The organism is Pseudomonas fragi, assembly GCF_025426255.1.
GTDB classification, from domain to species: domain Bacteria; phylum Pseudomonadota; class Gammaproteobacteria; order Pseudomonadales; family Pseudomonadaceae; genus Aquipseudomonas; species Aquipseudomonas kulmbachensis.
In genome coordinates this window covers 5,016,019-5,030,107 of the sequence record NZ_CP104861.1, presented here as the reverse complement: position 1 = coordinate 5,030,107, position 14,089 = coordinate 5,016,019, and the positions used below count along the sequence as shown (strand labels likewise).

Genomic DNA, 14,089 nt, shown 5'->3' with positions numbered 1-14,089 from the left:
GCTGTAACGGCTTGCACGGACTCTACTGTTAATCGCTGCCTGGACTCAGTCAGCACACCGAATCCTCTGATCGAGATACACAAGTGATCGAAAATCTACGTAACATCGCCATCATTGCTCACGTTGACCACGGTAAAACTACTCTGGTAGACAAACTCTTGCGTCAATCCGGCACTCTGGAGCGCAACGAGCTCAACGACGAGCGCGTGATGGACTCCAACGACCAGGAAAAAGAGCGCGGCATTACCATTCTTGCCAAGAACACCGCTATCAACTGGAACGGCTACCACATCAACATCGTGGATACCCCGGGCCACGCCGACTTCGGCGGCGAAGTTGAACGCGTAATGTCGATGGTTGACTCCGTTCTGCTGCTGGTTGACGCTCAAGACGGCCCTATGCCGCAAACCCGTTTTGTGACCAAGAAGGCTTTCGAAGCCGGCCTGCGTCCAATCGTGGTAATCAACAAGGTTGACCGTCCAGGCGCGCGTCCGGACTGGGTTCTGGATCAGATCTTCGACCTGTTCGACAACCTGGGTGCTACCGAAGAACAGCTGGACTTCAAAGTGGTTTACGCCTCGGCCCTGAACGGCATTGCCGGTCTGGAACACACCGACATGGCTGAAGACATGACCCCGCTGTACCAGGCCATTGTTGACCACGTACCAGCACCACAAGTTGACCGTGACGGTCCGTTCCAGATGCAAATCTCGGCACTGGACTACAACAGCTTCCTGGGCATTATCGGTGTTGGCCGTATCGCTCGTGGTCGCGTCAAGCCTAACACCCAGGTTGTGGCTATCGATGCTGACGGCAAGCGCCGTAACGGTCGTATCCTGAAGCTGATGGGTCACCACGGTCTGCACCGTATCGACGTTGAAGAAGCTTCGGCAGGCGACATCGTCTGCATCAGCGGCTTCGACCAGCTGTTCATCTCCGACACTCTGTGCGACCCACTGAATGTTGAAGCGATGAAGCCGCTGACCGTTGACGAACCAACCGTTTCGATGACCTTCCAGGTTAACGACTCGCCGTTCTGCGGCCGTGAAGGCAAGTTCGTAACCAGCCGTAACATCAAAGAGCGTCTGGACAAAGAACTGCTGTACAACGTTGCTCTGCGCGTTGAAGAAGGCGACACCGCTGACAAGTTCAAAGTGTCTGGCCGTGGTGAGCTGCACTTGTCGGTACTGATCGAAACCATGCGTCGCGAAGGCTTCGAAATGGGTGTTGGTCGTCCGGAAGTAATCATCCGCATGGTTGACGGCGTTAAGCACGAACCGTACGAAAACGTAACCATCGACCTGCCAGAAGAATCGCAGGGCGCAATCATGGAACAGATCGGTATCCGTAAAGGCGATCTGACCAACATGGTTCCGGATGGCAAGGGCCGTGTTCGTCTTGAATACAACATCCCTGCACGTGGCCTGATCGGTTTCCGTAACGAGTTCCTGACTCTGACTTCGGGCGCTGGCATCCTGACCTCGATCTTCGACCGTTACGACGTGATGAAGTCGGGCGACATGTCCGGCCGTCAGAACGGCGTTCTGGTTTCGGTTGCTACCGGTAAGGCTCTGACTTACTCGCTGGAAACCCTGCAAGCTCGCGGCAAACTGTTCCTGGGTCACGGTGAAGACGTGTACGAAGGTCAAATCGTCGGCATCAACAGCCGCGACAACGACCTGGGCGTTAACCCAACCAAAGGCAAGAAGCTCGACAACATGCGTGCTTCGGGTAAAGACGAAACCATCGCTTTGGTTCCGCCTATCCGCTTCACTCTGGAGCAAGCTCTGGAATTCGTACAAGAAGATGAACTGTGCGAAGTAACGCCTAAGTCCATCCGTCTTCGTAAGAAGATCCTGGGCGAAAGCGAGCGTACCCGCGCTGCGAAAAAATCCGGTAACAACTAAGTTATTTAGTTAGCCGTAAAAAAACGCCCCCGACCTTGCGGTCGGGGGCGTTTTTTTGTGCCTGTGTTTCTTGATATCTGAACTCTGTAGCCGCTGCCGAAGGACCTTGGCTTTTCATCAAAACAGCAGGGCCGCTTCGCAGCCTGCGGCAGCGGCTACACGATCTGTTTTAAAACACCATCAACTTTTCGCTGCTGTTCTTGCGCTCGACAGCTTTGGGCACGTAGGCGCAATACCCTGGACGCGGGCCCACTCTAGGGTGGTTACGGCAGGTGTCCGGGCGGATTTCGTAGATGGTGCACATGCGCGACTTGCGATCCAGGTACAGGCAGTCGTTATTGCTCATGCGCTGCAGGGTGAAAATCCCGGACTTCTGATTGAAGCGCTCCACGATCCCTTCTTTTTGCAGGCGCTTGGCGATGTTCTTCGGCGGATCGCCCATCTCGAACTCGTCAACGATGCCGATGCGGATCAGGTCTTTGATCTTGACCTCGACCGGCAACGTGCAGCAGCTGGAAATGCAGGAGCCGCACATGGGCGCGGAGTATTTGGCCCAGGTATCGAGACGGTCGATTTCCGCGGCGGCGATCAGGTTGGACTTCATCAGGCTTGTATTCCAGCGTGCATCAGGGCGCGCGATCATACCGGGGTTGGCGAATGAGTGAACAACCATTTGCCGGTTTTTCGATCAGGGCCATGTTTTAAAGCGTTCAACTGCGTTTGCGCCTCGTTTTGGGGCATCGCTCACTTCGTCAGTTTTTTTAAATAAACTGTTCAAAAAAGCCCGAAACAAAGCATTTTGTTTGTGTTGAAGCGTCTAGGCTGACACCACTCGTTCTTCAAATCGTCCCATCTCGATTGAGGTTGTATCGATGCCCCAGGAACCGCTTGTTCGTGACGCACAGGTGGCGGCTTTCCGTGCCGCTGTAGTAGCCAAGCTGACTTACGCGGTGGGTAAGGACCCGGAACACGCGTTTGACCATGACTGGTTTGAAGCTATTGCTCTGGCCGCCCGCGACCATATGGTCGAGCACTGGATGGACCACACGCGACAGATTTATCGCAAGGATCAGAAGCGGGTGTACTACCTGTCGCTGGAATTCCTCATCGGTCGCTTGTTGTACGACAGCCTGAGCAATCTGGGGCTGCTGGAGGTGGCCCGCGAGGCTCTCACCGAGCTGGGGGTTGATCTGGAGCGCATCCGCCTGCTGGAGCCGGATGCGGCGCTCGGTAACGGCGGCCTGGGTCGATTGGCGGCCTGCTTTATGGAAAGCATGTCGACCCTGGGCATTGCCGCCCACGGCTATGGCATTCGCTATGAGCACGGGTTGTTTCGCCAGAGCATCGTCGACGGCTGGCAGCAGGAACAAACCGAAAACTGGCTCGACTTCGGCAACCCTTGGGAGTTCGAGCGCGCCGAAGTGCTGTATTCGGTCGGCTTTGGCGGCTCGGTTGAAACCAAACAGGATGATCAGGGCCAGTTACGGCAAATCTGGTGGCCAGGCGAGACGGTGCGCGCCATTGCCTATGACACGCCCGTCGTGGGTTGGCGCGGGGCCAGTGTCAACACGTTGCGCCTGTGGCGGGCGAGGGCGCTGCACGACTTGAACCTTGGGCGCTTCAACGCGGGTGACCATTTGGGTGCGGTGGCCGAAGTGGTGCGTGCTGAAAGTATCTCGCGTGTTCTGTACCCGGCTGATGGCAACGAAGCGGGGCAAGAGCTGCGCCTGCGCCAGGAGTACTTCTTTGTTTCGGCCTCGTTGCAAGACTTGCTGCGCCGCCACCTGCACGTCCATGAAACGCTGCTGAACCTGGCCGAGCACGTGTCGATCCAGCTCAATGACACCCACCCATCGATTGCGGTGGCGGAGTTGATGCGCATTCTGGTCGACGAACACGGCATCGAGTGGCATGCGGCGTGGCAAGTGACCGTCGATACCTTGTCGTACACCAACCACACACTGCTGCCCGAAGCGCTCGAAACCTGGCCCGTTGGCTTGATGGAGCGCCTGTTGCCGCGTCACATGCAGATCATTTACCTGATTAATGCGCACCATATCGATGCGCTACGGGCCAAGGGCATTCATGATTTTGACGTGCTGCGCTCGGTATCGCTGATTGAAGAGGATCACGGCCGCCGGGTGCGCATGGGTAACCTGGCATTTTTGGGGTCTCACAGCGTCAACGGGGTCTCCGGGTTGCACACGCAGTTGATGCGCAGCACCGTGTTTGCCGAGCTGCACAAACTCTACCCGAACCGGATCAACAACAAGACCAACGGCGTTACCTTCCGCCGCTGGCTGTTCCAGGCCAACCCGCCGTTGACCGCGATGCTGGTGGATGCGCTGGGGGTCGATGTGCTCGATGAGACCGAGCACAAACTGATCAAACTGGAGCCTTTCGCCGAGCGCGCCGATTTTCGCAAGCGCTTCGCCGAACAGCGCCTGCAAAGCAAATGCACCCTGGCGGCGCTGATTTATGAGCGTCTGGGCATCGTGGTCAATCCTGAAGCGATGTTCGATGTGCAGGTCAAACGGATTCACGAGTACAAGCGCCAATTGCTCAACTTGATGCACACCGTGGCGCTGTATCAGGCGATTCGGGCGGAGCCAGGCAATCAATGGGTGCCGCGGGTGAAGATTTTTGCCGGCAAGGCGGCGGCCAGCTACGAGCAGGCCAAACTCATCATCAAGCTGGCCAATGACATCGCCCGTACCGTGAATAACGACCCCACGGTGCGCGGTCTGCTCAAGGTGGTGTTTATCCCCAACTACAACGTCAGCCTGGCCGAGAGCATCATTCCGGCGGCGGATTTGTCCGAGCAGATATCCACCGCAGGCTACGAAGCGTCCGGCACCAGCAACATGAAGTTTGGCCTTAACGGTGCGCTGACCATCGGTACGATGGACGGAGCCAATGTCGAGATGTGCGAGCGGGTCGGCGAGGACAACATGTTCATCTTCGGCCTCAGTTCGCAGCAGGTTGAAGCGCGCAAGCGCAATGGCGAGTTCCATGCGGCCCCGGATGTGGCTGCTTCGCATCGACTCAATGATGTGCTGCAGGCTATTCGTAGTGGGGTGTTTTCCCACGATGACCCGGCGCGTTACACCGGGCTGGTGGATTCTTTGATTGATTACGACCGCTTCCTGGTCTGCGCCGATTTTGATGCTTACTGGGATGCGCAGATGCGCGTGGAGCATCTGTGGCAGGACAAGGATCAGTGGTGGCGTAAAGCCGTGTTGAACACGGCGCGCATGGGCTGGTTCTCATCGGACCGGACCATTCGTGAGTACGCGACTGATATCTGGAAAGCGTTGTAGGTTGCGCGGCCTTTGTAGCCGCTGCCGCAGGCTGCGATCGAGACCGCAGGGCCCGTGTTTTCAAGAGCGAAGCCCCTGCGGGACTTATCGCAGCCCGCGGCAGCGGATACAGGTTTTACGGTTGATTTAAGGTTTCAGCAGAACTCGCTCTGTCGGTTCTGAGTCTGATTAGAAGATTTGCACCGCAACTCGCGTTAAACTGCGCGGGTTTTTCGCCCCCTCCCCATTGTTCGGAGCCTTACATGTCCCGCGTTACCCTGAGTCGCTATTTGATTGAGCAGACCCGCAGCAACAACACGCCTGCTGATTTGCGTTTCCTCATCGAAGTGGTGGCGCGTGCTTGCAAAGAGATCAGCCACGCCGTGTCCAAAGGCGCCTTGGGTGGTGTTCTGGGCAGCATGGGCACCGAAAACGTACAAGGTGAAGTGCAGAAGAAGCTCGATGTAATTTCCAACGAGATCCTGCTCGAAGCCAACGAATGGGGCGGTCACCTGGCCGGTATGGCGTCCGAAGAAATGGACAACGCCTACCAGATCCCGGGCAAATACCCGAAAGGTGCCTACCTGCTGGTATTCGACCCGCTGGACGGCTCGTCGAACATCGACATCAACGCGCCGGTGGGTACGATCTTTTCGGTACTGCGTTGCCCGAACGAATACCTGACTCAGAACGAGCCTTTGAATGAAAAGGCCTTCCTGCAGCCAGGCACCCAGCAGGTAGCTGCCGGTTATGCCATCTACGGTCCTCAGACCATGCTGGTACTGACCCTGGGCGACGGCGTTAAGGGCTTCACCCTGGACCGTGAAATGGGCAGCTTCGTACTGACCCACGAAGACATCACCATTCCTGAAACCACCCAGGAATTTGCAATCAACATGTCCAACCAGCGTCACTGGGAAGCTCCGGTACAGCGCTACGTTGGCGAATTGCTGGCTGGCGAAGATGGCCCGCTGGAAAAGAACTTCAACATGCGCTGGGTTGCGGCCATGGTTGCAGACGTACACCGCATCCTGACCCGCGGTGGCCTGTTCATGTACCCGCGCGACAGCCGCGAGCCGTCCAAGCCGGGCAAGCTGCGCCTGATGTACGAAGCCAACCCGATGTCGTTCCTCGTGGAACAGGCGGGCGGCGCGTCCACGGACGGTCATCAGCGTATTCTCGACATCCAGCCTGAAGGCCTGCACCAGCGCGTAGCGGTGTACCTGGGCTCGAAAGAAGAAGTGTCGCGCATTACCGCTTACCACAAAGAGTAAAACGCATAACACTGTAGCCGCTGCCGCAGCCTGCGATGGGCTGCGCAGCAACGCTTGTGCTTGAAGGGCCTGCGGCCCTTATCGCATCCTTCGCCAGCGGCTACAGAATCCTCGTCCGACCCCGCCAAACAAATCCTTTCTCCCTTCGGGAACCCGCTCGCGCTTTTCTCTTCTAAGCTTGCATCAGGCAGCCATGCCGCCCTTCCCATGCAGGAGCTTTTCATGAAATTGCGTACTTTGGCGTTGTTGTCGTTCTGTGTATTGCTGGCCGCTTGCAGCAAGGTCAATCAGCAAAATTACTCGAAACTGTCGACCGGCATGCCCAAGGCCGAGGTTGAAAAACTGCTGGGCAGCCCAACCGATTGCTCGGGCGCACTGGGGATGTCGAGCTGTACCTGGGGCGATAAAAACAGTTTTATCAGCGTGCAATATGCCGGTGACAAAGTGTTGATGTTCTCGGGGCAGGGCTTGAAGTAAGGCAGGTCAGGAGCGTTTGCAATGAAACGTCTTTTAATCAGTCTTGGGGCCGCCGTGTTGCTGGCCGGGTGCGCCGGGTCCAGCAGCGATTCTCTGGCACCGAAAACGGTCGAAAATGTCGACCTCAAGCGATATCAGGGAACCTGGTACGAACAGGCACGCTTGCCGATGTTCTTCCAGCGTAACTGCGCGCAGTCCGAGGCCCACTACAGCTTGAAACCTGACGGCGACGTGGCGGTACTGAACCGCTGCCTGACCGCGCAAGGCAAGTGGGAGCAGGCCAATGGCACAGCAACCCCGCAGGTGGAGGGCAAAACCGACAAACTGTGGGTCGAGTTCGACAACTGGGTTTCGACCTTGCTGCCGGGTGTGACCAAGGGTGACTATTGGGTGTTGTACGTGGGCGACGACTACAGCACGGCGCTGGTGGGCAATCCCGACCGACGCTATTTGTGGCTGTTGTCGCGCAAGCCGCAGGTTGATCAGCAAACCCGTGATGAGCTGCTCAGCAAGGCTCAGCAACAGGGCTACGACACCACACGTTTGATTTGGCGAACGCCGGATGCAGACATGCCCAAAGGCACGGAATAAGCGAAGGCACCCCCCGGCAAGCGCCAGGGGGTGTTGGCTGGGCGCTTAGGCGCGCAGCAGGGTCTTCCACGCGCGGTTCTGGTACACGGCGATGGCTTGCTGCTTGCGAGCGTTGAGCAATTCGTCGTTGTGCTCCGCGTCGTCAGTGATTGGCAAGTTGGCCAATTCCTGCAGCTTGTTCATCTCGCCGTACAAACGGTCCAGTTCCGGAATTTCCAGCACGTTACGCGCCAGACGCAGCCATGCCTGAATGCGCTCGATGCGCGGCAGTTGCTCGGCCAGGTCTTCAGGTTGCTGCTGGTAGCGATTCAGGCGCAAGGCAATTGCCTCATCCGACAGCAAGCGCGGCAACCAGCTGTGCAGCTGTGCAGCGCCCTGGCGGTTGCCACGGGTGGTGCCGCGATCGACAGTCCAGCTGCGGTCCATCAACCAGCGCGAGGTGCTCAGCGAGAACTGGCCCCAGCGCGGGTCTTCCAGCTCTTCCAGGAACTGCTCGGGTGCGGCTTTACGCACGTCTTCGTCGTCCTGACCGATCTGTACCAGCGGGCGCCAGTCTTCCAGCAGGGCGTCCAGCGCAGCGCGCAGGGTGCTGGTGGATTGGCGTGGAGCGGCTTGACCGAGGCTGCTGACCAGCGCGCGCAGATCAATCAACTGCTGAACCCAGTCTTGCAGCAAGCGCCAGTGGCCATTGAAACGATACTGCTCGGCCAGACGCTGGCTGTTGCCCAGCAAGTGCCAGGCCAGTGCGGCGAAGGCATCGTCCAGCGGCGTTTCGGGTGTCAGCTCGGGAGCTGGCAGGTTAACGGCGTAGCTGTTGGCGTCGAACAGGCGATAGCCGCGCTCGGCCTTGCTGATGTCACATGGCATCAGGGCCAGCTTCTCGGCCAGCTCTGCGGCCAGCTCCAACAGGGCAGACGGCTCGCCTTCGCGCAGTTCGAGTTCCAGTTCGCAGATTTCTTCTTTCTGCTTGCCAGCAATCACATGGCCCAGGTCCAGAGCGGCTTCAATTACCACTTTGGCCTTGCCGCGACCCCAGGAGATTTCAGCGCGTTCGCGTACGAAATCAGTGGTGAAGATAGGCTTGAGGGTTTTCTTGTCCAGCTCGGCCAACTCTTCAGGCCAGCATTCGCCGTCGAGTTTTTTGACGTCGAGCTTGGCTTTAGGCAGGTTCCAGTCGTATTCGTTGCGCTCAGACAGGCCAGCGATGCTTTGGCCGCGGGTCTTGAGGGTCTGGATCACTTCTTCGCCATCGCGGCGCAGGCGCAGGGCAACCTTGGCCTTGGCCAGGTCGCGCTCAGGCGTGTCGAAGTACTGGTTCAACAACTCACGGCTTTCCCAGCCACTTTTGTTGCGCTTTTTCAGCAAAGGGTGCTCGCGCAAGGCGGCGAGGGTTTCGCGGCTGACGCGCAGTTTGATTTCGGTTTCTTTTTGCATGGCCGGAAAATCCAGGAACGGTTGCGCAGCCGGGAAAAAGTGTGGCTGCCAAGGCCGTGCAGTGTACAGGACTCGCCGCCCTGACGCCGCGCATGGGTTTATTCTGCGGCGCAGATGGCTCTATGATGGGCCTCGCCCCGCCAACAGGAAGTCAGCGCATGCCTTTACCTTCCATGAAAGAGCAGTTCGCGGCTTTGATCGGCATGCCGTCGGTCAGTTGCACCCAGCCCCACTTGGATCAATCCAATCGTGGCGTGATCGATTTGCTGGCGACCTGGCTCGCCGAGCTGGGCTTCAACTGCGATATCCAACAGGTCAGCCCAGGCAAATTCAACCTGCTCGCAACCTTTGGCAGCGGCCCCGGCGGGCTGGTGCTGGCAGGGCACAGCGACACCGTGCCCTACGATGAAGCACTGTGGCAGACCGATCCGCTCAAACTGACCGAAGTCGATAACCGCTGGGTGGGCTTGGGCAGCTGCGACATGAAGGGTTTTTTCGCGCTGGTGATCGAAGCCGTACGCCCATTGCTCGATCAGCCCTTCAAGCAGCCACTGCTGATTCTGGCAACGTGCGACGAAGAAACCTCGATGGCCGGGGCCAGAGCTTTGGTCGAAGCCGGTCGCCCGCTAGGCCGCGCCGCAGTGATTGGTGAGCCGACAGGGCTCAAGCCGATCCGCATGCACAAAGGCGTGATGATGGAACGCATCGAGATTCTTGGGCAAAGCGGCCACTCATCCGACCCAAGCCTTGGCCACAGCGCGCTGGAGGCCATGCACGACGCGATCAGCGAACTTAAGGGGCTGCGCCAGCAGTGGCTCAACGAATACCGTAATCCGCAGTTCAGCGTGCCTCAGCCGACCCTGAACTTTGGCTGCATTCATGGTGGCGACAACCCGAACCGGATTTGCGGCCAGTGCTCACTGGAGTTCGACCTGCGGCCACTGCCGGGCATGGACCCCAACGCGCTGCGGGCCATTATTCGCAGCAAGCTGCAGCCCTTGGCTGAACGCCATCAAGTGAAGATCGATTTCGCGCCCATTGCTGCCGGCGTGCCGCCGTTCGAACAGGACGCGGATGCCGAGTTGGTGCGGGTTGCCGAGCGACTCACCGGGCATCGTGCGCAAGCAGTAGCGTTTGGCACCGAAGCGCCTTATCTTCAGCAACTTGGCTGCGAAACCATCGTGCTGGGCCCGGGTGATATCACTTGCGCGCATCAACCGGGTGAACACCTGGAAATGTCACGTTTGCAGCCGACAGTGCGTCTACTGACTCAACTGATCGAACACTATTGCCTGAAATAGCGAAAATACCCTTTGCCCTGCACACAAGGAGAGCGCGCGTGTTGCCAACAATGTTTCGACGATAACCACCAGCCCGCTGTGCGTTTGCTGTTTTTGCCCTCTTTAGGCGACTTAATTTTTACAGGCTCTGGTTATGCACGATTACGTTAACTGGCTTCGTCACGCATCTCCCTACATCAATGCCCACCGCGACTGCACCTTTGTCGTCATGCTCCCCGGCGACGGCGTGGCGCACCCCAACTTTGGCAATATCGTCCACGACCTGGTGCTGTTGCACAGCCTGGGCGTGCGTTTGGTGCTGGTTCACGGTTCGCGCCCGCAAATCGATGGCCGCCTTGAAGCCCGTGGCTTGGTGCCCAATTACCACAACGGCATGCGCGTCACCGACGCGACAACCCTGGAGTGCGTAATCGACGCCGTGGGCCAGTTGCGCATTGCGATTGAAGCGCGCTTGTCGATGGACATGGCCTCCTCGCCGATGCAGGGCTCGCGCCTGCGGGTGGCGAGCGGCAATCTGGTTACTGCGCGGCCGATTGGCGTGCTTGATGGCGTCGACTTTCACCACACCGGCGAAGTGCGCCGGGTCGACCGCAAGGGTATCAACCGCCTGCTCGATGAGCGCTCGATTGTGCTGCTGTCGCCCTTGGGTTACTCGCCGACCGGCGAGATTTTCAACTTGGCCTGCGAAGACGTCGCCACCCGCGCCGCCATTGATCTGGCGGCTGACAAACTGCTGCTGTTCGGCGCCGAATCGGGCTTGCTCGACGCAGAGGGACGGTTGGTGCGCGAGTTGCGCCCACAGCAAGTGCCAGCGCACATGAAGCGTCTGGGCAGCGACTACCAGGCCGAACTGCTGGAAGCTGCCGCTGAGGCTTGCAGCGGCGGTGTAGCCCGCAGCCATATCGTCAGCTATGCCGAAGATGGCGCGTTGCTCACAGAGCTGTTCACCCGTAACGGTGGCGGTACGCTGGTGGCGCAAGAGCAATTTGAAGTTACGCGGGAGGCGGCGATTGAAGACGTTGGTGGCTTGCTTGAGCTGATCAGCCCGCTGGAAGAACAGGGCATTTTGGTACGTCGCTCGCGTGAAGTACTGGAGCGCGAGATCGAACAGTTCAGCGTGGTTGAACGTGAAGGCATGATCATCGCCTGTGCGGCGCTGTATCAGATTGCCGAGTCGGATGCGGGGGAGCTGGCGTGCCTAGCGGTGAACCCGGAGTACCGTCATGGTCGCCGTGGCGATGAGCTGCTCGAACGCATCGAAAACCGTGCGCGGGCTCAGGGCTTGAAAACCCTGTTTGTATTAACCACACGCACTGCCCACTGGTTCCGTGAGCGCGGGTTTGTGCCGAGCGGTGTAGAGCGTCTGCCGGCGGCGCGAGCGTCGCTGTACAACTACCAGCGTAACTCGAAAATCTTTGAAAAAACGCTGTAACCGCTGACGAGGAACAATTCAACTGTGGGAGCGAGCCTGCTCGCGATGACTTTCGCGAGCAGGCTCGCTCCCACAGGGCTCAGCAAACCCCGTCAGAATTCCCGCAAACACACATCATCAAGCACCGCCTTGCCCATGTCGCACAAGTAATGCGAAGCCCAGGCATGGGGCTGGCAGTCTTTATCCAGCGCGGCATCCAGTGCCAGCTTTTTTGCGCAATAGAGCAACGCCGACACCTGCTCCAGCGCTTGGCGCAGCGGTATATCGGAGTTGACGCGAAACAGTTCGTGGTTGTCCTGGCCGCAAGGGCCGAAGGTGACGGTGCCGAGGGTTTTGATTGGGGTGTGATCAGCCATTTAGTGCGCTCCTATAGTAATTAAGAGCTGTCACTTTCGTTTCCAGGCGAAGGTGGCAGCTGTACGCAGGCTGGAAACCGGGACAATAGGAACCCGGCAAGTCCGAGGACCTCCCGCGCACAGCCGCCATAACATATAAAAACGCCAACAATCACAGGGATTGATGGCATTAAGGCGATTATTGTTACCCGGGTTTCCAGGCCCGGCCACTGTTTTTTTCAGTGGCAACGCACAGTACGCCTCCCTTCAAAACGCGGAAGCCGTCCATTGCCTCAGTGGGCGTAGGAACTGACTGCGCTCGCTCGCACGAACACCACTGATCAGTCCCCTCTCCCTTCGGGAGAGGGCTAGGGTGAGGGGTTTTTTAGTTACTGATCGCCAAAATGCTCGCCTGATACGACGCTACAAACAGGTCAAAGTCGCCTTCTTCCGTTTGTTCGGTCTCGGCTTGTTCGAGCAGTGACTTGCGTGCTTTCTCTTCGAACGCGGCCTGATCTTCAGCACTCAGTGGCTCGCTGCGGAAGTACTCGGCATGGGCCAGGCTCTGGCGCATCGAGAATTGGGCGAAGCTTTCCTTGTGCTCGGCCATGCTGGCCAGTACGCGGGCAGACGGCGTCAGTGACACGTCCTGGATCTTGGCCAACTGTTCGTCGAGCGCTTTGCTGTGGGTGTCGCCACCGTGGCTCTGATCGAGCAGGGCAGCCAGCGGAGCGATTTTTTCCAGCAGCTCTGCCGCCCACTCCTTCATGTCGATTGCTGCACCGTCACGCTGCAATTGCAGGCCCGGACGGCGACCTTCCTTGACTACGCTGAGGAAGTTCGAAGAACAATTGCCACAGGCCGTGCTGTCGAACTGCGGGCTGTCTTGCAGCGCGCAATACAGCAGGAAGGCGTCCAGAAAACGCGCTTCAGGCAGGTCGATGCCCACCGGCAGGAACGGGTTGATATCGAGCAAGCGCACTTCTACGTACTGCACGCCACGCGCCACGAGGGCCTGAATCGGCCGTTCGCCGGTGTAGGTCACGCGCTTGGGGCGGATGTTGGAGTAGTACTCGTTTTCGATTTGCAGGATGTTGGTGTTCAGCTGTACCCATTCGCCATCCTTGTGCGTGCCGATTTCAACATAGGGCGCGTAAGGCGTGGCCACTGCTTTACGCAGGCTGTCGGTGTAGCTGTCGAGGTTGTTGTAGCACGGCGTCAGGCCGGCCTGGGCGTTGCTCTGGTAACCCAGGTCGCTCATGCGCAGGCTGGTGGCGTACGGCAGGTAGAGGGTGTCGGCGTCCAGCTGTTCAAGCTGGTGCGAACGGCCGCGCAAGAAACCGGCATCCAGTGCAGGCGAGGCGCCGAACAGGTACATCAGCAGCCAGCTGTAACGACGGAAGTTACGGATCAGGGCGATGTAGGCGTTCGATTGGTAATCGCGCTCGGTGCCGACAAAGCCTTCAGCCTGCATCAGTACAGGCCACAGGGCCTCGGGCAGGGAGAAGTTGTAGTGAATGCCGGCGATGCATTGCATGGTCTTGCCGTAACGCAGAGCCAGGCCCTTGCGGTACACGTACTTGAGCTGTCCGATATTGGACGTGCCGTAGTAGGCAATCGGGATGTCTTCTTCGGCCGGTAACGGACACGGCATCGAAGGGCTCCACAGGTACTCGTTGCCGAGCTTGCTGTAGGCAAAACGGTGAATCTTGTCGAGGCTGGCCAGGGTGTCTGCCGGGTCGGGCAGGGCTGGGGTGATGAACTCCAGCAGCGACTCGGAATAGTCAGTGGTGATCTGATCGTTGGTCAGGGCCGAGCCCAGTTCTTCTGGGTGCGGGGTCTGCGCCAGGCGTGCATCGGCTGTGACGCGCAAGCATTCGCGCTCGATGCCGTGCAGGCATTGCTCAAGCAGAGTGAGGTTAGCGCGCTCGCTGAGCAGAGCCAGGCGGCGGTTGAGAAGTTGGCTCAAGTTGGATTCCTTCACGCGTCAGTCGCCCCAATATGGGGGTGGTCAGGACGGTCTACAAGGGTGAAGTTGA

The 14,089-nt window shown here is 58.5% G+C and carries 11 protein-coding genes; 7 read left to right on the top strand and 4 right to left on the bottom strand.

The genetic code is table 11. The features are described 5' to 3' along the window. The first annotated feature begins 83 nt into the window (after positions 1-83). The gene (gene typA, locus N7D90_RS23030; protein WP_261740132.1) at positions 84-1,907 is read left to right on the top strand and encodes a translational GTPase TypA; all 1,824 of its coding nucleotides are present in this window, start codon (positions 84-86) and stop codon (positions 1,905-1,907) included. Positions 1,908-2,076: 169 nt separating this feature from the next. Here the strand turns inward: typA and N7D90_RS23025 are convergent, their stop codons facing one another. Beyond that, positions 2,077-2,514: a YkgJ family cysteine cluster protein gene (locus N7D90_RS23025; protein ID WP_037031547.1), complete on the bottom strand. Its 438-nt coding sequence runs from the start codon at positions 2,512-2,514 to the stop codon at positions 2,077-2,079. 265 nt (positions 2,515-2,779) lie between these two features. On the opposite strand from N7D90_RS23025, the gene N7D90_RS23020 reads away from it, so the two are divergent. From N7D90_RS23020 to N7D90_RS23005, 4 genes are all read left to right on the top strand, one after another. Beyond that, entirely contained in the window at positions 2,780-5,227 is a 2,448-nt protein-coding gene (locus N7D90_RS23020) for a glycogen/starch/alpha-glucan phosphorylase (RefSeq protein ID WP_261740131.1), read from the top strand. A gap of 242 nt (positions 5,228-5,469) precedes the next feature. Then, a complete protein-coding gene (locus tag N7D90_RS23015; RefSeq protein WP_261740130.1) occupies positions 5,470-6,480 on the top strand; it encodes a class 1 fructose-bisphosphatase in 1,011 nt (336 codons plus the stop codon). A 222-nt stretch (positions 6,481-6,702) separates the two neighbouring features. Continuing rightward, entirely contained in the window at positions 6,703-6,957 is a 255-nt protein-coding gene (locus N7D90_RS23010; protein ID WP_261740129.1) for an outer membrane protein assembly factor BamE, read from the top strand. A gap of 21 nt (positions 6,958-6,978) precedes the next feature. Further along, a complete protein-coding gene (locus N7D90_RS23005; protein ID WP_261740128.1) occupies positions 6,979-7,548 on the top strand; it encodes a lipocalin family protein in 570 nt (189 codons plus the stop codon). A 45-nt stretch (positions 7,549-7,593) separates the two neighbouring features. Here the strand turns inward: N7D90_RS23005 and N7D90_RS23000 are convergent, their stop codons facing one another. Then, on the bottom strand, positions 7,594-8,982 hold the full coding sequence (locus tag N7D90_RS23000; protein ID WP_261740127.1) for an inorganic triphosphatase: 1,389 nt from the start codon (positions 8,980-8,982) through the stop codon (positions 7,594-7,596). Between the two features lie 158 nt (positions 8,983-9,140). On the opposite strand from N7D90_RS23000, the gene argE reads away from it, so the two are divergent. Continuing rightward, the gene (gene argE, locus N7D90_RS22995) at positions 9,141-10,283 is read left to right on the top strand and encodes an acetylornithine deacetylase (RefSeq protein ID WP_261740126.1); all 1,143 of its coding nucleotides are present in this window, start codon (positions 9,141-9,143) and stop codon (positions 10,281-10,283) included. Positions 10,284-10,416: 133 nt separating this feature from the next. Further along, positions 10,417-11,715 (top strand): amino-acid N-acetyltransferase, encoded by a 1,299-nt coding sequence (gene argA / locus N7D90_RS22990; RefSeq protein WP_261740125.1) that lies wholly within the window; start codon positions 10,417-10,419, stop codon positions 11,713-11,715. Positions 11,716-11,807: 92 nt separating this feature from the next. Here argA and N7D90_RS22985 read toward each other — a convergent pair whose 3' ends face one another. Both N7D90_RS22985 and gshA read right to left on the bottom strand, forming a co-directional pair. Then, entirely contained in the window at positions 11,808-12,071 is a 264-nt protein-coding gene (locus tag N7D90_RS22985; protein ID WP_261740124.1) for a DUF3077 domain-containing protein, read from the bottom strand. Positions 12,072-12,435: 364 nt separating this feature from the next. Next, a complete protein-coding gene (gshA, locus tag N7D90_RS22980) occupies positions 12,436-14,019 on the bottom strand; it encodes a glutamate--cysteine ligase (RefSeq protein ID WP_261740123.1) in 1,584 nt (527 codons plus the stop codon). Between the last annotated feature and the right edge of the window lie 70 nt (positions 14,020-14,089).

Bases quoted from the DNA above. Each gene is read 5' to 3' on its own strand.
- N7D90_RS23020 (WP_261740131.1), top strand. From the start codon at position 2,780: ATGCCCCAGGAACCGCTTGTTCGTGACGCACAGGTGGCGGCTTTCCGT.
- N7D90_RS23015 (WP_261740130.1), top strand. From the start codon at position 5,470: ATGTCCCGCGTTACCCTGAGTCGCTATTTGATTGAGCAGACCCGCAGC.
- N7D90_RS23010 (WP_261740129.1), top strand. From the start codon at position 6,703: ATGAAATTGCGTACTTTGGCGTTGTTGTCGTTCTGTGTATTGCTGGCC.
- N7D90_RS23005 (WP_261740128.1), top strand. From the start codon at position 6,979: ATGAAACGTCTTTTAATCAGTCTTGGGGCCGCCGTGTTGCTGGCCGGG.
- N7D90_RS23000 (WP_261740127.1), bottom strand. From the start codon at position 8,982: ATGCAAAAAGAAACCGAAATCAAACTGCGCGTCAGCCGCGAAACCCTC.
- argE (WP_261740126.1), top strand. From the start codon at position 9,141: ATGCCTTTACCTTCCATGAAAGAGCAGTTCGCGGCTTTGATCGGCATG.
- argA (WP_261740125.1), top strand. From the start codon at position 10,417: ATGCACGATTACGTTAACTGGCTTCGTCACGCATCTCCCTACATCAAT.
- N7D90_RS22985 (WP_261740124.1), bottom strand. From the start codon at position 12,071: ATGGCTGATCACACCCCAATCAAAACCCTCGGCACCGTCACCTTCGGC.